Raw genomic sequence first — 22,067 nt, forward strand, 5'->3', positions numbered from 1 at the left:
AAATCAACTGTAGATAGGGTCGCCCGACCCACCTTCCAGTTGTATAAGGTGATAAACACATGTTCGCTGAAGAACGACGTGCCGAAATAGCGAAGCTCGTGGCTTCTGCACGCCGTGTCAACGGCGCAGACCTGGCTAGACGCTACGAAGTCACGATGGAAACCGTCCGCCGTGACCTAGCAGCCCTCGAAGCTGACGGTAAGCTGCGCCGTGTACACGGCGGTGCCGTAACTGTAGAGCAGTCGACCTCTGTAGAGTCGTCTATCGCCCTACGTCAAAACATGAACACCCCCGAAAAACAGAAAATCGCCCTGCGTGCCTACGAGCTGCTGCGCGACTCGGACGCCGGTGCGGTAGTTCTCGACGCCGGTACCACCATCGAAATCCTCGCCGACCGTATCGCCGCCGCTGATTTCTCCCTCAAGTCAGGCGCCGACCGCCTCATCATCACCCACGCCCTTCACATCGCAGTGAAGCTGGCTGAGGCCGACGGCGTGGTGCTCGATATGGTAGGCGGCCAGCTCCGCAAAATGACCTGGGCCGCCGTTGGCACCCGGGCCGCCGCCCACTTCGAAACCATCCGTCCCGACATCGCCTTTATCGGCGTGAACGGCCTGGACGCCGAATTTGGGCTCTCCACCCCCGGTCTGAACGAAGCCATCGTTAAGACCGCCATCGTCAAGTCAGCCCGCCGCGTGGTGCTCCTGTGCGACTCCGCCAAGTTCGGCCAGGAGTCCCTGGTGCGTTTTGCCGGGCTTGAAGACATCGATACTCTCATTACCGATAAAGCGCCAGAAGGCGAACTCGCCGCAGCGCTTGAAGAATCCAACGTAGAGGTGCTTATCGCATGATCGTTACCCTAACCGCTAACCCCAGCATGGACCGCACCGTGGAGCTGAACCACGAAATCAAGCGCGGTGCCGTTCAGCGCGCCGTCGCGGCGGTGTCCGACCCCGGTGGCAAGGGCGTGAACATTGCCCGCGCCCTCAATATCTCCGGCTTCGAAACCGTAGCGGTGCTGCCCGGCGACAACGAAGACCCCGTACTGGCCAGCCTCAAAGAGGCAGAGGTGCCCTTCGTCAACATGCCCATCGGCGCCCCGATCCGCTCCAACATCACCATCGTTGAGCCCGACGGCACCACCACCAAGATCAACGCCCCCGGTGAACCCCTGAACGACGTGGCCCAGCAGCAGCTGACCCGCCTCATGATCAAGGAAACCATCGAGGCCTCCTGGCTAGTGCTGGCAGGTTCCCTGCCCGCCGGCGTCCCCTCCGACTACTACGCCGTTGTGGGCCGCTCAATCCGCGAGTCCCTGGGCGAGAAAGCCCCCCGCATCGCCGTTGACACCTCCGGTGCCGCCCTGCGCGACGCCCTCGTTGGCCTGGATGGCATGCCCAACCTCATCAAGCCCAACTCCGAAGAACTCGCTGAGCTAGTCGGCAAGATCGAAATGGCGGACGAGCTTGAAGCCAGCCCCGAACTCACCGCAGCTACCGCCAAGGAACTGGTTGACCGCGGTGTCGAAATGGTCCTTGCCACCCTGGGTGGGGGAGGAGCCGTGCTGGTCACCGCAGAAGGTGCCTGGCACGCCGTGCACGCCCCCGTCAAGGTGCGCTCCACCGTGGGTGCAGGTGACTGCTCCCTGGCCGGCTTCCTGATCGCCCACGAGCAGGGCAAAACCCTGCCTGAATGCCTGGTGCAGGCGGTAGCCCACGGCTCAGCCGCAGCCTCCCTCCCCGGCACCCAGGTGCCCACCCTAGAATCGACCACGCCCGAAGCAGTCACCCTGCGCGAGCTGGCCCTCTAAACCCCAACCGAACCACATTCTCAAACCCCTAAAACACAATCCGAGGAGGAGCACATGTCTGCTCTTATCACTGCGGATCTCATCAGCCTCGATGAGAACCTCGGCGAGACCCGCTTCGATGTCATCGAGCATCTAGCAGGCGCCGTCGTAGGTGCTGGCCGCGCCACCGACTTTGAGACCCTCTACGCCGCTGCGCGTGCCCGCGAGGAAAAGACCGATACCGGCATCCCCGGTGGTATCGCTATTCCCCACTGCCGCAGTGAAGCAGTCACCGAGCCCACCCTGGCTATGGCCCGCCCCAACCCCGCCGTTGACTTCGGCGCTAAGGACGGCCCCGCCGATCTCATCTTCTTCATCGCAGCTCCTGCAGACGGTGACGAAGCCCACCTGAAGATCCTTTCTCAGATGGCTCGCTCCCTCATGAAGAAGTCCTTCACCACTGCGCTACGCGAAGCCAAGACCGCTGACGAGGTCGTCGTCCTCGTCGAAGAGGCCCTGGGCCTGCGCGAAAAGGCAGCTGAGGCACCCGCTGCCGCTGCTGCGTCCGGCTCCGTAGCTGCTGCAGGCACCGCCGAAGCAGAGGCACCTGCCCGCCGCAAGAAGATTGTGGCTGTGACCAACTGCCCCACCGGCATCGCCCACACCTACATGGCAGCGGACGGCCTCAAGTACGCCGCCGAAGAGCTAGGCTACGACTTCAAGGTTGAGCCCCAGGGCTCATCCGGTGGCGAGAAGCTCACCCAGGCTGAAATCGACGAAGCTGACGCTGTTGTCTTCGCCGTTGCCCTGCCCGTGCGCGGCCGCGAACGTTTTGCCGGTAAGCCCTATGTTGAGGCCCCCGTCAAGCGCGGTATCGACGAGCCCAAGGCCATGATCGAAGAAGCCCTTGCCGAAGCTGAGAAGCCCAACGGCAAGCGCGTCGCCGCAGGTGCAGCTGACTCCTCTGAAACCGCTGAAGAAGGCGGCTCCTGGGGCACCCGCATCTACAAGGCCCTGATGACCGGCGTCTCCTACATGATTCCCTTCGTGGCAGCAGGCGGCATCATCCTGGCTATCGGCTTCATGCTCGAAGCCATCACCATGCCCAACCTGGGTGACGTAGACACCGAAGCCATTCTCTCCGGCGCCTCCCTCACCAACCTGGGCGACACCCCGCTCTCCCTCTACCTGGGCGCTGCCCTGCACACTATCGGTGCCTTTGGCCTGGGAGCTATGGTTCCGATTCTGGCAGCCTACATCGCCTACGGCCTGGCCCAGCGCCCAGGTATCGCCCCCGGCTTTATCGCCGGTTCTGTCGCCGTTATGGTGGGCGGTGGCTTCCTCGGCGGCATCGTCGCCGGTCTGCTCGCAGGTCTGTGCGCCTACTGGCTCTCCCTGCTCAAGCTGCCCCGCTGGCTCGCCTCCATGATGCCCGTGGTCATTACCCCTCTGGTTGCCACCCTCTTCGCAGGCGGCCTCATGTTCTTCCTGCTCGGCGGCCCCCTGGCCTGGGTCACCACCTCACTTGAGAACTGGCTCAACTCCATGACCGGTGCCTCAGCTGTACTGCTCGGCATCATCCTGGGCGCCATGATGGGCTTCGACCTCGGTGGTCCCGTCAACAAGGCAGCCTACCTCTTCGCCACCGCAGGCCTCTCCGCCGGTACCCTGGCCTCCCAGCAGGTCATGGCAGCCGTCATCATCTCCGGCATGGTACCCCCGCTAGCTATGGCCCTGGCCACCGCCGTCCGCCCCAAGCTCTTTAGCGCCCCCGAACGCGAAAACGGCAAGGCCGCCTGGCTGCTGGGTGCCTCCTTCATCTCCGAAGGTGCCATCCCCTTCGCCACTGCCGACCCCCTGCGCGTCATCCCCTCATCCGTCGTTGGTGCAGCCGTTGCCGGTGCTATCTCCATGGGCGCAGGCGTCGCCTCACCCGCTCCCCACGGTGGTGTCTGGATCATCGCCCTGGTTGAGAACCCCCTCATGTTCCTTGTGGCTGCTATCGCAGGTACCGTAGTGGGTGCACTCATGTATATTGTTCTCAAGTCACTTGCAGGCCGTAAGGCCGAGGCAACTGCCTAAATCACTTCAACCTCTTAGAAGGAAAACACTATGACTACCTACAAGGGCGTCGGCGTCTACGCCGGCCGCGTTATCGGCAAAGTCCTTCAGATGCCCGAGCCCATCAAGGCTCCCTCATCATCCCTGAAGATTTCCGCCGACGAAACCCCCGAGCAGGCCGCCGAGCGTATCAAGGCAGCTGCCGAAGCCGTCAAGAACGGTCTGCTGGAGCGCGCCGAGCACGCCAGCCGCGACGGCAAGGCTGTGCTCAAGTCCACCTCCCAGATGGCAACCGACCGCGCCCTGCTTAAGAGCGCCATCAAGATTGTCGAGAAGCAGGGCAAGGCCCCCGAACTGGCAGTCTGGGAAGCCGCATCAGCCTTCGCCGACCAGATGGCAGCCCTCGGCGGCTACATGGCCGAGCGCGTCACCGATATCCACGACGTCCGCGCCCGCATCGTTGCCGAGCTGACCGGCCAGCAGGCCCCCGGTATCCCCGTCTCTACCGAGCCCTTCATCCTGGCAGCCATCGACCTTGCACCGGCAGACACCGCCACTCTTGACCCCAAGCAGGTCATCGCTCTGATCACCTCCGACGGTGGCCCCCAGGCCCACACCGCGATTCTTGCTCGCGGTCTCGGCCTGCCCGCCATCGTTGCAGCCAAGGGCGTCACCGACATCGAAAACGGCACCGAAGTCTACGTTGACTCCAACGAAGGCACCGTCAACACCGAGGTCACCGACGAGCACCGCGACCTGGCCGAAAAGTACGCCAACCGCAAGGAACTGCCCGACTTCGACGGCACCGGAGCCATGGCAGACGGCACCCTCGTACCCCTCTACGCCAACGTCGGCGACGGCAAGAGCGCAGAAAAGGCAGCCGGCCTCAAGGCCGAAGGCGTGGGCCTGCTCCGCACCGAATTCGGCTTCCTGGGCCACGACGCTGAACCCTCAGTAGAAACCCAGACCGCCAGCTACAAGGCAGTCTTCGACGCCTTCCCCGGCCAGCACATCGTCGTCCGCACCCTCGACGCAGGCGCAGATAAGCCCCTGCCCTTCCTTAACGTCAAGGAAGAAGAGAACCCCGCCCTCGGCGTCCGCGGCTACCGCACCGACTGGACCGTGCCCGGCGTCCTCGAACGCCAGCTCGAAGCCATCAAGGCAGCAGCCGACGGCTCCGATGCCGACATCTGGGTTATGGCCCCCATGATCTCAACCACCTCAGAGGCCCGCCGCTTCAAGGAAATGGTTGATGAGGTCGGTCTTCAGACCCGCGGCGTCATGGTCGAGACCCCCGCAGCAGCCGTCAACGCTGAAGCGATCCTCGGTGAAGTCGACTTCGTCTCCATCGGCACCAACGACTTGACCCAGTACACTATGGCAGCAGACCGTCTGCTCGGTGACCTGGCCCACCTCAATAACCCCTGGCAGCCCGCCGTCCTTAAGATGATCAAGCTGACCGTCGAAGGCGCCAAGCGAGCATCCGCCAAGGCCGGCGTCAAGAAGTACGTCTCTGTCTGTGGTGAAGCAGCAGCCGACCCCGCCCTGGCGGTCGTCCTCGTTGGCCTGGGCGTCGACACCCTCTCCATGAACGCCGGTGCTATGGCCGCCGTTTCTGCCGTGCTCAAGTCGGTCACCCCTGAAAAGGCCCAGCAGATCGCCAACGACGCCCTGGATCAGATCTCCTCAGCAGAAGCTAAGGAAGCAGCGCGCAAGCACCTGCCGATCCTGGACGAGCTCGGCCTCTAAGCTAAGAGCCCACTCCTGAATAAATCACACTAAAATAAGCGGTTAACGCGCGCGAAACATACGCACCCTGATTTAGACTCAGTAGTGGACAACAAATCCGCACCCTTTGTAAGGAGAACCCCATGGCAGAACGTATTGCCACCATCGCAAGCCGTGTTGGCCTGCACGCCCGCCCCGCAGCGATCTTCGCTGAAGCAGCAGGCGACCTCCCCGTAGAAGTCACCATCGCAGCTGAAGGCGAGCCCGCAGACGAGGCAATGGACGCAGCATCCATCCTCTCCCTGATGTCACTCGGCGCTAAGCACGGCGACAAGGTCGTTCTGCGCGCAGAGGGCGAAGGCGCTGAAGAGGCACTCGACACCCTGGTCAAGATCCTCGAAACTGACCACGACGCCGAATAATACGGTTTAGTCGAGTAATCTCAGCCTAACGGTTTGAATGTGAAGCCCCCGCTTATCGTAAGTGGGGGCTTTGCTGTGCCCGGATAAGGGGTGATAGAGCAGGTACCCAGCTACACCAGACGAAACTCACGGCCCCGGCAGGGTGCATAGCCCGCCCAGTCTCGATAGACTGGGAAGCTGAAACCTTTCCCGCGCCCACTCGCGCACCGAAAAGAAAAAGAGGGACCTTGCGACAGTTCACAGCCCGCTTCGCTACCGACGCCGAAATTGCTTCCTGGGATGACCACGTCATCGCCAGCCCCGGTGGCGGCAACCTGCTGCAGTCAGCGTCCTTCGCCTCCGTCAAAGCCAAGCACGGCTGGAAGCCCCTCTACCTGGTCTACGAAGGCACCACCGTCCTTGACGGTGCGGAGGCCTCCTTTGCCAGCTACAACCTGGTACTCGAAAAGTCCGTACCTGCCCTAGGCAAAATCTGGTACATGATTAAGGGCCCCGGCGTGAACTCCGTTGAAGAGATCCCCGCGATTCTCGATGCCAACAAGGACTTCATCAAGCGCGAGAAGCTGGGTGTCTTCGCGGTCAAGATTGAGCCCGATATCATCGCAGACGATTCCATCAACGCCTTTATGGCGAAGACCGGCCTGGTCAAGAGCTGGAACATCCAGCCCAACGACTCCACCGCCATTCTCGATACCGACAAGAGCGAAGAAGACGTGCTCAAGTCTCTCTCCTCCCGCGGACGCAACGCCGTGCGCCGTTCGTTGCGTGAGGGCTGCGAAGTCGAGCGCGTGCCTCTGACCGAAGAGAACATGAAGAAGATGTACGCCCTCATGGATACCGTGGGTCAGGGCAACGCCAACGTGCATCTGCGCTCCTACGACTACTATCGCGATTTCTGGACCACCTTTGAGCAGGCTGGCCAGGGCCGTCTCTACTTCACCTACGAGGACGGCGAGCCCTCCGTAGGCGCCTACGTGATTCGCTACGGAGAGAAGGGCACCTACAAGGACGGCGGCTCCAAGCCCCGTCGCAAGCAGTACGGCGACTCCCACCAGGTGCAGTGGACCGCCCTGACCGACCTGATGAAGGAATTCGACATCAAGAGCTACGACTTCTGCGGCACCCCGCCCAAGAGCGAGCTCAAGAACAAGGACCACCACCACTACGGCCTGGGTCTCTTCAAGACCTCCTTCACCAAGGACGTCATCGACTACGTTGGTGTCTGGGACCAGGTGCTTTCACCGGTCAAGTACAAGGCCTGGAACCAGGCTGTTGAGAAGGTCATGCGCCAGCTCTGGGTCCGCAAGACCGGCCAGCCCTTCTACTAAACCGACCCCGGTTCATACTGGGCGCAGCGGACGCTGTGCCTGAACAACTTTCACCGTAAGAGGCGGAAGGAGTAATCCCTTTGACCCCAAGCAAGCCCCCCTTGCAGCAAAAGGCTTACCCTTCCGCCTCCGCCTTTGATATGGCCCCCACCGAGGAGGGCACCGCAGCCGGTGCTTTCGGTCAGACAGCTCTGCTGCCAAGAGCAGAAGCAGCCCAGAAAGTAGCTGTTGGGCAGGGGAGCACCGGGCAACCGCTACCAGGTACGGACACCAGTGGTCAGGACGCGCCCGCCCCCTCGTCCGCGCCAGCCTGGGTGCCCCTGCCGGTTGTGTCGCTTGATGAGGTGCGGGACCCGCAGCTGCGCAACCGCCTGGCCCACCTGGGGCAGGGGGAGCCTGCTAGTGCTTTTGATACTCCCGCAGAAGCTACAGGGCCTACGGTGAAGGGTGCCGCTGACGCACCGGCGTCCGCCTTTGATTTGGCGACCCCTGCGACCTACAGTGTGCCCTCAGCCTTCGGCCCGGCTACCGACCTAAGCCTGGGTAGGGCTGATACCGAGGGCGACTCCGGCCCGGTAACGGCGGGGATTCCCACTGTCGATGAAGCAACCGGTCTGCAGCAGGCCTCCTACCCCTCAGCGGCTGGACCTCATACCGTTGCGCTCCCCACAGCCCCTCGCCGGGCGAGTAAGCGCCCCTCGCGGGTACGCTCCTCTCTGAAATCTTTTGTGAGCACCGACCAGTCGCTCACCAAACCCATGCGAGGCATTGCCCGCCTGGCCCAGCGCCCCTTCAATATCGCTGCCGCCCACCGGGCTGAGTACGTGCGTGAGAAAGAAGAGGCCCGCGAGGTCCTCAACTTCTCCCTGCGTCTAGCCGAGACTATGTTCCACTACGGGGCAGATACCGTCGATGTGGACTCGGCGATTGTGGCCGTGTGTGCAGCCTACGGTCTGGACGATGTAGAAATCGATATCACCAACCAGTCGGTGATCATTAACTACGTCTCTGATATCGACGAGGTCGATGATCGTACGCGGGCTATTAACCTGAGCGAGCCCGAAGACTCCGCACCCGGTAAAGAACGGTTTAGCCACACGGTTATGCGCGTGGTGCGGTCCTGGTCAGAGAACTACGCTGCCCTGGACGACATCTACAAGCTCATTAACGACATCACCGCGGGTGGGTTGCCCCGCCACCGGGCCGAGCGTCGCCTGCACAAAATCAACACCGCTAAAAAGCCCTACTCACCCATGGTCATTATGCTGGCCAACATCGTGGCGGCTTTCTCCCTGGTCCTGGCCCTGGGCGGGTCCCTGGCGGCGGGAGCTGTGGGCGGTATCGTCTTCCTAGCGATTCACTTCGTCAACAGCCTGATTTCTAAGCTCAAGATGCCCGGCTTCTTTAACATGGCAGCGGGTGCCGGTGTGGTTACCTTCGCCGCTATTTATATATCGGATGAGGCATCTATCTTCTCTCGGGTGGGCTTCCACGTCTCAGCCCCCCACATTGTGGCGGCCGGGCTCATCATGCTCCTGCCCACCGCTCGACTGGTCTCGACAGTGCAGGACGCCCTCAACGGCTTCCCGCTCACAGCGGCGGGTAAGTTCGTGTCAACGGGCATGTCCTTCCTGGGTATCGTGGTGGGACTGGCCTCGGCGGTAGCGGTGCTGTCGGTACTGGGCGTGAGTGAACTCGATATCACCGAAACCCGATTCGTGGGGGCGGGGCTGGGTGTCAGCTACACCTTCTTCATGCTGGCCTCTTTAGCCTTTGCTGTGACTACCCACGCCCGCTGGCGAACACTGCTGTGGATCTTGCTGATTTCAACCTGCGGCTTCTGGGTCTACCAGGGGTACACCCTTATGTTTGGTGCCGGTGCTGGGCGAGCCAACACGGCTTTTGCCGCTCTAGTGATTGGCCTGATGAGCACCTTCCTGGCTTATCGCCTACATGCCCCGGCCTCTATCTTCTACGTTCCTGCCCTGACCTTCCTGCTGCCCGGTCTCTCGGTCTTCCGCGGCCTCTACCTGTTTACCGTCGAAGCTAACTCCGATGCCGGTGTGCCCGGCATGGTCGCGGCTATCGCCATTATTCTTTCCATGGCCTCTGGAGTGGTGCTGGGGAGCTACCTTATGCAGTACATCATCCAGCGCTATCTGAGCCCCGCTCTTGAGGGCGGCGAGCAGAAAGAAAAGCGTGACCGCTAACGGGGGCTTTCGTTCTTTTGCCCAGCCCCAGCAAGCCCTGACTGTCCCTATTCGTGGCCTTGCCCGTGTGGCCCAGCGTCAGGTGGCGCAGGTGGCCTTAGCCCGCTACCGGCAGCGGATTCGGCAGAAGAAAGAAACCCATGAGATTCTGGCTTTCGCCCTTCGCCTGGCCGAGACTATGTTCCACTACGGGGCTGACGCTGCGGACGTAGACGCAGCTGTCGTGACCGTATGCGCTATGTACGGTATTCACGATGTGGAGGTTGATATCACCTACCAGTCCATCATGATTAACTATGTCTCTGAATTTGATGAGGCGGCGGAGCGCGGGCAGTTGCCCGAAGCCGGTGGGCTGGGTGTTGAGAAGCTGGGGCTGACCCTGGTGCGGGTGGTGCGGTCAACCTCTGAGAATTACCTAGCCCTGCACCAGCTCTACCGCCTGGTACACGATATTGCCCAGGGGAGCGTGAGTCGGGGCCGGGCTGAGCGCCGTCTGGCTCAGATCAATGCGCAGAAGAAGCCCTATTCACCGGCTGTTTTGTTGGCCTGGAACCTGTTGATGGCCGGGGCTTTTACCCTGGGCGTGGGAGGGTCCTGGCGGGCCGCTGTGACTTCTCTAGCGGTGTTTACCGTGGTGAACTTTGTGCTGGTGTGGACGGGGCGTTTGCGCCTGCCCAGCTACTTCATGATGGCCCTGGGCGCTGTAACGATTACGGTGCTGGCCCTCTTGGTCTCTGACCCCGAGAGTTGGTTTTATGCCAGGGGCTTCTACGTATCTGCCCCGCATATCGTGGCGGCAGGGCTGATGATGCTGCTCCCCACCTTCCGCCTGGTATCAGCGGTTCAGGATGCCCTGCACGGCTTCCCCCTCACCGCGGCCGGTAAGTTTGTCATTACAGGGGCTAATTTCACCGGGATTATTGCGGGAATCGCGGTGGCCGTGACGGTCATGAATTATTTCGATGCCACCAGCCTGGACGTACAGCAGTCAGTTTTTAGCCCGCCGCCCCTGTGGGTTTCTATAGCCGGTATGGCGGTGGGAAGCGCCATGTCGGCAGCTGTCTGGCAGGGCTCTGCTCAGACTATCTGGCTGACCCTGCTGGTGTCTTTGCTGGGGCAGGCAGGCTACTACGGGCTGGGTGCTATAACGGGGTTAGAGGGCGGACGCCTGCAGATACTCGCCGGGGCAACCCTGGTGGGCTTGAGCTCGGCCTTCTTGGGTTATCTTTTGCATAGCCCGGCCTCTATTTACTATGTGCCGGGCATGATGTTCATGCTGCCGGGTCTCACTATTTTCCGCTCCTCCTACCTGGTTTTGGGAGGGGAGGACGTCTTTGCCGGGGGCCAGGGCCTCACTGCCGCCGGGGTGACGGTTCTGCTAATGGCCACGGGGATTGTGTTCGGCACTTACCTGTGGGATGACATGACAGGGCGTTTACGGTCGAGGAACTCACGGAATCTGGCGTAACCTAGTTATATGCCCCTATGGCTATTTTTTACTGGGGGAGTGCCCAGTCCACGGGCCGAGCCCCTTGCTGCACCAGGAGTTCATTGACCCGGCTAAATGGCCGCGAGCCGAAGAAACCCCGCGAGGCCGAAAGCGGTGACGGATGGGGAGACTCAACACAGGGGTAGCCGCCAAGCAGGGGCCTGCATTTGCGGGCGTCCGCACCCCAGAGCAGCCCCACCAGGGGCGTGCCCCGCTGCGCCAGCGCCTCGATGGCGGCGGTCGTGATGTGCTCCCAGCCCAGATTACGGTGCGAGCCTGCCTGGCCTGCCCCTACCGAAAGCACCCGGTTCATGAGCATAACCCCCTGGGCGCTCCACGCCGTAAGATCACCGTGGGGTGGGGGCACCAGCTCGGTATCGGCCTGGAGTTCCTTATAAATGTTCTGTAGAGACCGGGGAATCGGGCGCACCTCGGGGCGTACCGAAAAGCTCAACCCCATCGCGTGGCCGGGAGTGGGGTAGGGGTCCTGCCCAATCACCAGCACCTTGACCTCGCTCATGGGGTAGGTGAAAGCGCGGAAAATATCGGCCCCCGGGGGCAGCGTTGCCCGCCCAGCCTTGTGCTCTGCTCGCAGGAAGTTACCCATAGCTCGAATCTGGGGTTCCACCGGGGCGAGGGCTTGAGCCCAGTCAGGGGCCATAATCTCATGCAGGGGGCGGGCTGGCACGGTACTCCTTGGGCGTCGGTGCGGTATTCTCCCTACTAAGACTAGACCACCGAAAGTGAAGAGATGAGCAGCGAGACCACCGAACCCGAAGAGGGCCTCACCGAGAACGAAGCGGCAATTCTCAATCTTGAGAAAAAACGCTTCAAGTACCAGGGCAGCAAAGAACAGGCTATTACCCGCACCCTGGGGCTCACCCCGGTGGCCTACTACCAGCAGCTCAACGCCCTCATCGACAACCCCAGAGCAATCGCCGCCGAACCCGCGCTCACCCGCCGCCTACGTCTCAAGCGCGATGCTCTGACTTAAGCCTCTTGGTTGGCAGCGAGCGTGAGCCCGCTTCACCGGTACCTAGCGTGTACCCTAGTAACTAAAACCCCGCCACCGTGCACGATCATGAGGATGCCCTTGAACAGCTACCCCCGCGATGAGTTCGACGATATCGACGAAAACACCTCCCGCCGAGGCGCCTATCGCGGTGCCCCTGTTGATAACGCAACCTCCGGCGCCGGGCTACTGGCAATTATTATCAGCGGTGTGCTGGCCCTTATCGTAGGTGGCACCATGTACGTGATTTCTCCGCGTACCGCTGCACCCGAGGCGTCCGGATCCAGTAGCGCCACCGCTACCGCTTCGGCAAGCCCGAGCACTGAAGCTACTCCCACCACTAACCCCTCCAGCGTGACCGTTGAGGTCTACAACTCCAGCGCCCCGGCCGGTGCTGCCGCCCAGGCCACCGCAGCCCTCGAAGCGGCCGGCTACACCGTTACCTCTACCGCTAACTGGGCGGGGGCCTACACCGCTGAATCCATGGTCTACTTTGCCACCGGGGCCTCATCAGAAGCTAATGAAATAGCTGATACCCTGGGCCTGCCCATCATCGCCCAGGACTACCAGGCTGAGACCGGCCTTGTCTACGTGGTTCTGGGAGCTGATTTCGACCCTACCAGCCTAGCCGGGGCGTCCTCATCAGCTACGGACTCTGCCACCAACGGTACCGGGGCCGCCGATTCTCCCTCTACCTCCTCCACACCTATCTCGGTAGAGCGCTACAGTTACGACCCGGCCACCGCCACCTTCTACCTAGATCCCACCGGTAACTACATCTACGACTCGGCAACCGGCACCTACCAGCTAGGGTAGCGCCCACTGGCAAAGAAGACGGGCGGTCCCGCCCCCCTATCTCATCAGCTTTGTGCGCTGTGGGCGATTAAGGTTTGGCTATAGGAGCAATAGGTTTGCGCCCCTAGAGCTCAAGTGCCAAGATTGGTATTAGCACTCTAAGGGCTCGACTGCTAAATCATGTGCTAGATTCAGCTGCCGACCACCCCACGAGTAAAACACCTGAAGCGATGCTCTGGTGAGGTGCACCCCACCCACCCCGACGGTGGGAGCTGGGCTGCGCCGTCCGTCGCGGGCACCGAAGAATCGCGCTCACCCCGAATGTTCCAGAAGGAGCGAAAGCCATATGGCAAAGCTGATTGCTTTTGATGAAGAGGCACGCCGCGGTCTTGAAAAGGGTCTGAACACCCTAGCAGACGCAGTGAAGGTAACCCTCGGCCCCCGCGGTCGCAACGTTGTACTGGAGAAGGCCTGGGGCGCACCCACCATCACCAACGACGGTGTTTCCATCGCCAAGGAAATCGAACTCGAAGACCCCTACGAAAAGATCGGCGCAGAGCTGGTCAAGGAAGTCGCCAAGAAGACCGACGACATCGCCGGTGACGGCACCACCACCGCAACCGTCCTGGCTCAGGCTCTCGTCCGCGAAGGCCTGCGCAACGTCGCCGCTGGCGCCGACCCCCTCTCCCTCAAGCGCGGCATCGAAAAGGCTGTAGAAGCCGTCACCGCCGAACTGCTGGAGTCAGCTAAGGAAGTAGAAACCGAAGAAGAGATCGCTGCAACCGCATCTATCTCAGCCGGCGACCCCGAAATTGGTAAGCTGATTGCCCAGGCCATGGAAAAGGTCGGCAAGGAAGGCGTCATCACCGTCGAAGAGTCCAACACCTTCGGCCTGACCCTGGAACTGACCGAGGGTATGCGCTTCGACAAGGGCTTCCTCTCCGGCTACTTCGTCACCGACGCTGACCGCCAGGAAGCTGTTCTTGAAGACCCCTACATCCTGATCGTTAGCTCCAAGATTTCTAACGTCAAGGACCTCGTCCCCGTCCTCGAAAAGGTCATGCAGTCCGGCAAGCCCCTGCTGATCGTCGCTGAGGACGTCGAGGGTGAAGCTCTGGCTCTGCTGGTACTCAACAAGATGCGCGGCTCCATCAAGTCTGTAGCTGTTAAGGCTCCCGGCTTCGGCGACCGCCGTAAGGCCCAGCTGGCCGACATCGCTATTCTCACCGGCGGCCAGGTCATCACCGAAGAGGTCGGCCTCTCTCTCGACACCGCAACCATTGACCTGCTCGGCCAGGCCCGCAAGGTTGTTGTCACCAAGGACGAGACCACCATCATCGAGGGCGCCGGCGATGCCGACGCTATCGAGGGTCGCGTAGCCCAGATCCGCGGTGAAATCGCTAACTCTGATTCCGACTACGACCGCGAGAAGCTGCAGGAGCGCCTGGCCAAGCTGGCTGGCGGCGTTGCAGTTCTCAAGGCAGGTGCCGCTACCGAGGTTGAACTCAAGGAACGCAAGCACCGCATCGAGGACGCCGTCCGCAACGCTAAGGCAGCCGTTGAAGAGGGCATCGTCCCCGGCGGCGGCGTAGCCCTGATTCAGGCCGGCGTTAAGGCCTTCGAGAAGCTGGAACTTTCCGGCGACGAAGCAACCGGTGCCAACATCGTCCGCGTCGCTATCGATGCCCCCCTTAAGCAGATCGCCTTCAACGCAGGCCTGGAGCCCGGCGTTGTTGTCGACAAGGTCCGCAACCTGCCCGCAGGTACCGGCCTGAACGCTGCAACCGGCGAATACGAAGACCTCATGGCAGCAGGCATCAACGACCCCGTGAAGGTAACCCGCTCTGCCCTGCAGAACGCTGCCTCCATCGCAGGTCTCTTCCTGACCACCGAGGCTGTCGTTGCCGACAAGCCCGAGCCCGCAGCAGCAGCTGCCGCCCCCGACATGGGGGGCATGGGCGGCATGATGTAATCATGTCCGCCTGAGAAAACCGGCGAAACCCGGCTTTCGATGCGCTCAAAGCTCCGCCGTTTCTTGCCCTCGGGCAAGGGGCGGCGGAGTTTTTGCACCCCACCAAAAAATATGACTAAAAAATTTAGATAATAGTATTGCACTTCACATGCATCTATAGGTATGCTTTAAATCACTAAAGAGGTCTTCTCTTACTTTTACTCATCAGTATCAAAGGCGAAACTGAAAGGTGTGGGGTATATGGTTACCATTGCCGATTTTGTTCTCTACGCAATTATCGTAGGACTCCTGGCGATGCTACTTGTTGCCTACGCATCCGACGGCTGGACCAAGCTCGAGAAGAAGAGTGCTGAGGCTCTCCATCGCGATCTTGTATTTGGTGCAGGTGGCTAAGAGTTAATAGTGATTGTGTTTTCCTGGAACCGGCGTCTCGGCAACGAGGCGCCGGTTTCTCTTTGCCAGAAGCCCCGCCTATACGCCCGGTGGCTGGGGTTGTAAAATAGTGAAGCTATGCGTTGCCACTACTTCGATGCCGGCCTCTGCCGCTCATGCTCCCTGCTTGAAACCCCCTATGTCGACCAGCTGGCGGGCAAGCAGCATGACGCCCAGGCCCTGCTTGAACCCTGGGGCAACCTCAGCTGGCTCCCACCCGTAGCAAGCGCAGACCAAGCCTTTCGCAACAAGGCCAAGCTGGTTGTAGGTGGAACCTCCCAGCAGCCTACCCTCGGTATCCTCGATAGGCAGGGGCAGGGCGTTGACCTCACCGGCTGCCAGCTTTACCTGCCCGCAATTAGCCGGGCCATACCCGTCCTTGCTGATTTAATCCGGCGGGCTGACCTTACCCCCTACAGCGTTCAGAAGCGCAAAGGGGAACTGAAAAACATTCTGGTGACAGCTTCCGATAGCGGCGAACTGATGGTCCGCTTTGTTTTGCGCTCGAAGAAACTCATTGTTGCGCTCAAACGAGAACTGCCCTGGTTCCACGAACAGCTACCCCAGCTGGCGGTGGTGAGCGTCAACCTGCTGCGCGAACACGTTGCCCTGGTTGAGGGCGATGAGGAAATTATTCTGACCGAGCGGCAGACCCTGCCCATGCAGGTGAATGACCTAACCCTGCACCTGCGCCCGCAGAGCTTCTTCCAGACCAACACCGAGATTGCCGCTGCCCTCTACCGGCAGGGGCAGGAATGGGTGGCTAAGGCGCAGCCGGGTACCCTCTGGGACCTGTACTGCGGTGTGGGCGGCTTTGCCCTGCACGCCGCGCAGGTGATGGGGGAGGGCTCCACCGTGACCGGTATTGAGGTGAGCGCTGAGGCTATCGAGTCTGCCCGGCGTACTGTTGCCGAGTACGGGCTGGACGGGATTACCTTTGCCGCCGGGGATGCCACCACCTTTGCACTGGGGCAGGTTGAGCCGCCGGAGGTTTTGGTGGTGAACCCGCCGCGCCGGGGTATCGGCGGGGAGCTGGCTCATTGGATCGAAAAATCAGGGATTGACATGGTTATATACTCCAGCTGCAATGCAAAGTCGCTGGTGAAGGACCTTGCCTCTATGCCCTCGCTCAAGCCCGTAACAGCCCGCGTAGTGGATATGTTCCCGCACTCCACCCACTACGAAACCATCGTGCTACTTCAGCGAGCCTAGCGCCCCGCTAAAACCCACCGGCCCGAAAAGGAAGCACCATGGGTAAAGTCATCTTCCTCGACATCGACGGAACCGTCTGCAACTACGAGGGTGTCCCCCCCCCACCAGCGCCGTCGACGCGACTGGAAAGCAACAGCGGGCTCTGCGCCTCACCCGACTTCGAGACTGCCGCCGACACCGGTATCCGCACCCTCAATAACACCCAGCCCGTGCGCATTGAGGACACCCAGGACGCCGTACATCCACCTGCGCATCGCCGTCCCCAACACCATCTTCACCAACCTGCCCCTGGCATCCGTAGGGCTTACCGCCCGCCAGGCACAGGAGGAGGGGTGTACCGTCCGCACCGCCACCACGGCAACCGAATTGCGGGACGGAATCTACACCCACCCCTCATCCGCCGAGGCGCTCAACGAGGTGCTTGCAAAGAATTCCTAACGCCCGGTTAGTGACGACTCGTCAATAAAACAGTTAAGGCTCACTGCTTGATTAGGTGAGCCTTAATTATTTAGAGTTAGGTGTAACTGTGCACAGCGATGACGCAGTGCCCCGCCCACAGACCCAACCCCGCAGAGGACACCCCACCGTGGCACTACCCAAGATCCACCCCTACACCTACACCGTCACCGACCACCCCAACAAGGTCAACTGGTCCCTAGACCCCAGCCGCGCCGCCCTGCTCGTCCACGACATGCAACACCACTTCGTCGACGTCTTCGACCGTGAGGACGACAGCGCCCAAATCAACGTCGCCATTCGTCACATCGCCGGTATGCTCCGCCACGCCCGCGAGAACAACGTGCCGGTCTACTTCACCGCCCAGCCCCCGCGCCAGGACCCTGCAGACCGCCAGCTCCTCACCGACTTCTGGGGCCCCGGCCTGGCAGAAGACTCCGCCGCCCAAATTATCGCCGAGGTAGCCCCCGAGGACGGCGATACCGTCCTAGACAAATGGCGCTACTCAGCTTTCGCCAAGAGCACCTTTGAGCAGGAGCTCAAGGACGCCGGGCGCGACCAGCTGGTCATCTGCGGCGTCTACGCTCACATCGGCTGCCTCACCACTGCAACCGATGCTTTCATGCGCGACATTCAGCCCTTCCTGGTGGCAGACTCACTGGCAGATTTCACCGCCGACGAGCACACCATGGCATGCGACTACGCCGCCCAGCGTTGCGCCCGCGTCGTAGATTCCGACTACATCGACCGCGCCTTCGCCATGGATGAGGCCCGCCGCGCAGCATGAGCCTCATTGTTGTAACCGGGGCAGGTGGAGGAATCGGTGCCGCCGTCTGTGCCCGCCTGCTGGAAGACGGCTACAGCGTGCTTGCCACCGACCTCGCCCCGGAACCCGCCCTTGCTAAGGCTCCGTCTCTTGCCACTGCATATGCCGAGGGCAGACTCAGCTACCTGCCCGTGGACGTCACCAGCGAGCAGTCCGTTGCGGCTCTGGGGGAGTACCTGCGCCAGCTGGGCAGGCCCCTTCAGGGGCTGGTGAACTGCGCAGGAATCGTCCACACCGCGCCCCTCCTGGAAACCAGCTACGCCGACTGGAAACGGGTGAATGCAGTGAACGCCGACGGCGTCTTCCTGGTGACTCGTGAGGTCACCCGGCTCATGCTTGAACAAGCAGACACCGACCCCACCAACTCTCGTGGAATCGTCACCGTCAGCTCCAACGCCGCCACCACACCCCGCACAGAATTCGGTGCATATGGTGCTTCCAAGGCGGCCGCCCTCCAGGTTAGCCGCAGCTTCGGGCTCCAACTGGCTGCCCACGGCATCCGCGTCAATACCGTCTGCCCCGGCACCACCCGAACCCCCATGGTCACCGACCCCTGGGACGGGCAAGACCTCTCTGCCCAACCCATTGCCGGGAACCCCGCCAGCTACCGGCTCGGCATACCCCTGGGCAGAATCGCAGACCCCCAAGACATCGCCGAACCCATCGCCTTTCTCACCAGCCCCGCCGCCCGCCACATCACCCTGCAAAACCTCACCGTAGATGGCGGCGCAACCTTCTAACCATGCGTCCACCGCTCCCGTAGCGTAGCCTGGAATAGCCCCTTGCCCACACCCATGCTCAGAAAGACACCCATGACCACCCCCAGCGCCCTGCCCTCACCCTTTATGCTCGCCCACGGCAACCGGGTGATGACGGCAACCGGCACCCTGGAACAGGTCACCGAAGAAACAGCCCTGGCGGTAGCCCGCGCCAAGGGCAGCGCCGTCATCGGAGCTATCCCCTTTGACCCCGCCCAGCCCGCCTACCTGGCGGTTCCCGACGCCCTGGCCAGCACCGAAGAAGCACCCGCCAGCGTCCACACCCAGCCGGCACCTGCCTACCTGGACGGGCTGGATAACCCCGGTTTCCGACAGGCAGTAGGCACCGCCATCGCCGCCATGAACCGGGGCGACTACGAAAAAGTGGTGCTAGCCCGCCTGCTCACCGCCAGCTATAGCACCCCCCTCAACCTGCCCGGGCTCTACTCCACCCTGCGCGTCCAACAACCCCGCGCCACCGTCTTTAGTCTCGCCCTGCCCGGTGGGGACTACCTCATGGGAGCCTCCCCGGAACTAGTCTTCAAAACCACCCCGGAGGGCTTCGCCACCGGTCCCCTCGCCGGGTCCGCCTCCCGCACCAAACCGGCAGGTAGCACCGAGGACGCCCAAATCGGTGAAGCCCTGCTGCGCTCGCCCAAGGACCGGGCAGAGCACGCCACCGTGGTAGACGATATTCGGGCCCGCCTGGAACCCATCACCACCGCGCTCAATGTCCCGGCAACCCCCAGCCTCAAAGCCACACCCCAGCTCTGGCACCTGGGAACAGATATCACCGGGCAGCTACAGGACGGGCTAACCTCCTTAGACGGTGCCCGCGCCATCCACCCCACTCCGGCTATCTGTGGCACCCCCACAGAACTCACCCGGCGGGTTATTGACGAGCTAGAACCCTTTGAACGCGGCTACTTTGGCGGGCTAGTGGGCTACATGGACGCCGATGGCTACGGCGAGTGGTACCTGACCCTGCGCTGTGCACAGGTGAATGAGAGCAGGGCGGTGCTCTTTGCCGGGGCAGGAATCGTTAAAAACTCCACCCCCGCCGGTGAACACGCAGAAACCGCCGCCAAGCTGGGCACCTTCGCCCGGGCGCTGGGGCTGAACCTGGAACTAGGGGACGCTAAGGGCTAGGTACGCGGGGTAGGAACTAGGTGCGCGGGTCAAGAACCTGGCGGACAGCCAAGGGGGTTGCAACCTCGTGCACCCGCACGTTGTGGGGCGCGTTGGTAGCTACCGCTAGCACAAACTCTCCACGAACCCGCCAACTGACCCAAAAATCCTGTGGCTCTTCGCCCTCTAGGGCAAGGGTAGCACGGGTACTAAACCCGTCTGCCGCGTCAACGGTAGCGGGGAAATCAGCCACGGGAAGAGACACACGGTGGGGACCCGCTACCAGCCCGTGCCCCGTCGCCTTAAGCACCGCCTCCTTAGCGGTCCACAGCAGGTGCCGGGCAACCTGAGCCGGGGTCTGCGTCATGGTAGCGAGGGCGGTTTTCTCTGCCTCGCCCAGGGCTATGCGGTCAAAGCCAGAAAAATAGGACCCGCGAATCCGCTCAATATCCGCTCCCAGCTGCCCACCGGATCGGGTCAGTGCGCCCGCCACCATACCGGTGGAACGGGACATGCTGAACTCAACTCCCTCTACCCTGGGCTTGCCGTGCTGGGCACCGGCGGCACACACCCGGCAGGTGCGATCAACCGGAATTTCTGCCGCAGCCGTCGGGCGTACCCCCAGAGCGGACGCCAGCATACAGCGCATGAGGGTGTGCTGGGCGGCAAAATTCAGGGCGTCCTCGGGGTTCTTGAACTCCGCCGCCCTCATCTGCTCGCGGATGCCTACGTAGGCAAGCCAGCTTACCCCGTGACCGGTGCGAAGCGCCCGGGAGGGGAGCAGGAAGAGGTCAATGCTCTGCTGCTGGACGGTGGAGTTTGACATAAACCTCATTCTACAGCCGGGCGCCCCCGCAGTTCGCGGGTTGGTGGGTGCTGGGGCTAGGCTGGTGGCATGGCAACCTTCCTCATTGAGACCCCGGTACCGGAGCTCCCAGCCCTAGAGTTTGTTCGTGTTCACCCGGCTGACCCTCGCGCTACCTTCCTGCTGGCTGATTTGCAGGCAGAGTATGACCGCCTTTATCCTTCCCAGGCAGAGGCAGCTAAGGCAGATAAGGAAATCAATGCTTACCCCGCTGAGGTTTTTACGCCCGAACAGGGGGGTGATTTTGTGCTGCTACTGAGCAAGGGCGAAGCGGTGGCGGGAGGTGCCATGATGCGCACCGGCGACCGCCTGGCACCGCGGGGAGCCGTAGAGTTCAAACGTATCTGGACCCACCCCAACTACCGGGGCAGGGGGCTCTCCAAGTACCTGCTGCGGGAACTAGAACTGAGGGCGGCAGCCGCCGGCTACCGGCACATCTACCTGACCACCGGCCCCGCTCAGCCCACCGCCGTCAAACTCTATGAGGGGTACGGCTACAAGACGGTAGATCTGGGTGCAGACACTGGCACCTACCACGCCTTCACCAAGCCCCTGGATGAACACCGCACCGTGCTAGAACAGAGAGAAGGACGCCACTAAATGACGCTCAATATCACCGCCGCCGCTGACGGCTCCGCCCTGGGCAACCCCGGCCCGGCAGGCTGGGCGTGGTACATCGACGATGCCAACTGGGCTGCCGGGGGCTGGGACCACGGCACCAACAACATGGGCGAACTCAAAGCTGTGCTTGACCTCTTTGAAGCAACAGCCCACCTGGGCGATACCCACCTGACCGTGATTTGCGATAGCCAGTACGTCATCAACTCCGTGACCAAATGGATGCCCGGCTGGAAGAAGAAGGGCTGGAAGAAAGCAGACGGCAAGCCCGTGCTCAATGTTGACCTGATGAAGGCTCTGGATGCTGCTCTGGCGGGGCGTTCCTACGCCTTTGAGTGGGTTAAGGGGCACACCGGTCACCCCCTTAACGAGCAGGCTGATAGTCATGCCAATGCTGCCGCCAAAGCCCACCAGCAGGGGGCAGAACCGGATGCCGGGCCTGGCTATACCGGGCAGGACGTACCCGCGAAAGGCACAGAACCGGCGGCAGCTGCCAGCACCGGGGCGGGGACTGGCACCACCCCAGCTAACCCTACCCCGGCTCCCCAAAGCTCTGCTGACTCTCAGCCAGCTAGGCCTACCGGTGCTGACGCCCTTGCCCAGGTACGTGCTCGGGAGGAGCAGTTGGCGAAGGCGTCCGTCTATCGCTCCCAAAAGTTGGTATCTGGACTGCTGGCACCTGACTTTAGCTGGGTGGTACCCGCCGGAAATCTCGTGGACCGCGCCACGGTTCTAGAGCACCGTGAACGTGCCTTTGCCCTGGCAGCTGAACCCGTCTACCTGGCAGAGTTGGAACCTATCCCCGGTACGGTGCTCCTGGTGAGTGCGGTGTGTACTGCTCGGGGCGAGGTGACGCGCTCCAGCACCTGGTCCTTTACCTCAGGCTCCTGGCGGCTGACCTACCGGCAGGACACGGCAAGAACCCGGTAGGGCAGGGACTCACACCAGGACCCCGCACCCACCGGG

21 protein-coding genes are annotated in these 22,067 nt (G+C 61.9%); 19 read left to right on the forward strand and 2 right to left on the reverse strand.

The genetic code is table 11. The features are described from left to right. Positions 1-59: 59 nt before the first annotated feature. From VSX42_RS01880 to VSX42_RS01915, 8 genes are all read left to right on the forward strand, one after another. Positions 60-851: a DeoR/GlpR family DNA-binding transcription regulator gene (locus VSX42_RS01880; RefSeq protein WP_185174084.1), complete on the forward strand. Its 792-nt coding sequence runs from the start codon at positions 60-62 to the stop codon at positions 849-851. Then, complete coding sequence (locus VSX42_RS01885; protein ID WP_326502714.1) at positions 848-1,810, forward strand: 1-phosphofructokinase family hexose kinase; 963 nt, start codon at positions 848-850, stop codon at positions 1,808-1,810. The genes VSX42_RS01880 and VSX42_RS01885 overlap by 4 nt, the downstream gene beginning before the upstream one ends. A gap of 54 nt (positions 1,811-1,864) precedes the next feature. Then, a complete protein-coding gene (locus tag VSX42_RS01890) occupies positions 1,865-3,871 on the forward strand; it encodes a fructose-specific PTS transporter subunit EIIC (protein WP_326502715.1) in 2,007 nt (668 codons plus the stop codon). A 30-nt stretch (positions 3,872-3,901) separates the two neighbouring features. Beyond that, a complete protein-coding gene (gene ptsP, locus VSX42_RS01895; RefSeq protein ID WP_326502716.1) occupies positions 3,902-5,599 on the forward strand; it encodes a phosphoenolpyruvate--protein phosphotransferase in 1,698 nt (565 codons plus the stop codon). Positions 5,600-5,721: 122 nt separating this feature from the next. Further along, complete coding sequence (locus VSX42_RS01900) at positions 5,722-6,000, forward strand: HPr family phosphocarrier protein (RefSeq protein ID WP_135013272.1); 279 nt, start codon at positions 5,722-5,724, stop codon at positions 5,998-6,000. Positions 6,001-6,227: 227 nt separating this feature from the next. Continuing rightward, the gene (locus tag VSX42_RS01905) at positions 6,228-7,328 is read left to right on the forward strand and encodes a lipid II:glycine glycyltransferase FemX (RefSeq protein ID WP_326502717.1); all 1,101 of its coding nucleotides are present in this window, start codon (positions 6,228-6,230) and stop codon (positions 7,326-7,328) included. Between the two features lie 101 nt (positions 7,329-7,429). Next, complete coding sequence (locus VSX42_RS01910) at positions 7,430-9,538, forward strand: threonine/serine exporter family protein (RefSeq protein WP_326502718.1); 2,109 nt, start codon at positions 7,430-7,432, stop codon at positions 9,536-9,538. Beyond that, positions 9,528-11,006: a threonine/serine ThrE exporter family protein gene (locus tag VSX42_RS01915; protein ID WP_326502719.1), complete on the forward strand. Its 1,479-nt coding sequence runs from the start codon at positions 9,528-9,530 to the stop codon at positions 11,004-11,006. The genes VSX42_RS01910 and VSX42_RS01915 overlap by 11 nt, the downstream gene beginning before the upstream one ends. A 28-nt stretch (positions 11,007-11,034) precedes the next feature. On the opposite strand, the gene VSX42_RS01920 is transcribed toward VSX42_RS01915, so the two are convergent. Beyond that, entirely contained in the window at positions 11,035-11,715 is a 681-nt protein-coding gene (locus VSX42_RS01920) for a uracil-DNA glycosylase (protein ID WP_326502720.1), read from the reverse strand. 63 nt (positions 11,716-11,778) lie between these two features. Here VSX42_RS01920 and VSX42_RS01925 point away from each other — a divergent pair, with 63 nt between their 5' ends. The 9 genes from VSX42_RS01925 (at position 11,779) to VSX42_RS01965 (ending at position 19,639) form a co-directional block, all read left to right on the forward strand. Beyond that, positions 11,779-12,021 carry a DUF3263 domain-containing protein gene (locus tag VSX42_RS01925; RefSeq protein WP_237185136.1) on the forward strand — a complete coding sequence of 81 codons (243 nt, stop codon included), beginning with the start codon at positions 11,779-11,781 and terminating at the stop codon, positions 12,019-12,021. Positions 12,022-12,120: 99 nt separating this feature from the next. Beyond that, positions 12,121-12,855, forward strand: a complete 735-nt coding sequence (locus VSX42_RS01930; protein WP_326502721.1) for a LytR C-terminal domain-containing protein — start codon at positions 12,121-12,123, stop codon at positions 12,853-12,855. A gap of 325 nt (positions 12,856-13,180) precedes the next feature. Beyond that, on the forward strand, positions 13,181-14,806 hold the full coding sequence (groL, locus tag VSX42_RS01935; RefSeq protein WP_135013265.1) for a chaperonin GroEL: 1,626 nt from the start codon (positions 13,181-13,183) through the stop codon (positions 14,804-14,806). Positions 14,807-15,046: 240 nt separating this feature from the next. Next, positions 15,047-15,199 carry a hypothetical protein gene (locus VSX42_RS01940; protein WP_326502722.1) on the forward strand — a complete coding sequence of 51 codons (153 nt, stop codon included), beginning with the start codon at positions 15,047-15,049 and terminating at the stop codon, positions 15,197-15,199. A 117-nt stretch (positions 15,200-15,316) separates the two neighbouring features. After that, complete coding sequence (gene rlmC / locus VSX42_RS01945) at positions 15,317-16,450, forward strand: 23S rRNA (uracil(747)-C(5))-methyltransferase RlmC (protein ID WP_326502723.1); 1,134 nt, start codon at positions 15,317-15,319, stop codon at positions 16,448-16,450. A 216-nt stretch (positions 16,451-16,666) separates the two neighbouring features. Further along, the gene (locus tag VSX42_RS01950) at positions 16,667-16,888 is read left to right on the forward strand and encodes a hypothetical protein (RefSeq protein WP_326502724.1); all 222 of its coding nucleotides are present in this window, start codon (positions 16,667-16,669) and stop codon (positions 16,886-16,888) included. Between the two features lie 148 nt (positions 16,889-17,036). Continuing rightward, positions 17,037-17,693, forward strand: coding sequence for an isochorismatase family protein (locus tag VSX42_RS01955; RefSeq protein ID WP_326502725.1), 657 nt, complete (start codon positions 17,037-17,039; stop codon positions 17,691-17,693). Then, a complete protein-coding gene (locus VSX42_RS01960) occupies positions 17,690-18,472 on the forward strand; it encodes an SDR family oxidoreductase (protein ID WP_326502726.1) in 783 nt (260 codons plus the stop codon). The genes VSX42_RS01955 and VSX42_RS01960 overlap by 4 nt, the downstream gene beginning before the upstream one ends. Positions 18,473-18,544: 72 nt before the next feature. Further along, on the forward strand, positions 18,545-19,639 hold the full coding sequence (locus tag VSX42_RS01965; protein WP_326502727.1) for an isochorismate synthase: 1,095 nt from the start codon (positions 18,545-18,547) through the stop codon (positions 19,637-19,639). 16 nt (positions 19,640-19,655) lie between these two features. Here VSX42_RS01965 and VSX42_RS01970 read toward each other — a convergent pair whose 3' ends face one another. Beyond that, positions 19,656-20,444 (reverse strand): 4'-phosphopantetheinyl transferase family protein, encoded by a 789-nt coding sequence (locus VSX42_RS01970; RefSeq protein ID WP_326502728.1) that lies wholly within the window; start codon positions 20,442-20,444, stop codon positions 19,656-19,658. Between the two features lie 69 nt (positions 20,445-20,513). On the opposite strand from VSX42_RS01970, the gene VSX42_RS01975 reads away from it, so the two are divergent. Then, positions 20,514-21,083, forward strand: coding sequence for a GNAT family N-acetyltransferase (locus VSX42_RS01975; RefSeq protein WP_326502729.1), 570 nt, complete (start codon positions 20,514-20,516; stop codon positions 21,081-21,083). Then, on the forward strand, positions 21,084-22,031 hold the full coding sequence (locus VSX42_RS01980; protein ID WP_326502730.1) for an RNase H family protein: 948 nt from the start codon (positions 21,084-21,086) through the stop codon (positions 22,029-22,031). Positions 22,032-22,067 lie beyond the last annotated feature (36 nt).

Origin of the sequence: Rothia nasimurium (genome assembly GCF_035916755.1) — a bacterium.
Taxonomy (GTDB): Bacteria; Actinomycetota; Actinomycetes; order Actinomycetales; family Micrococcaceae; genus Rothia.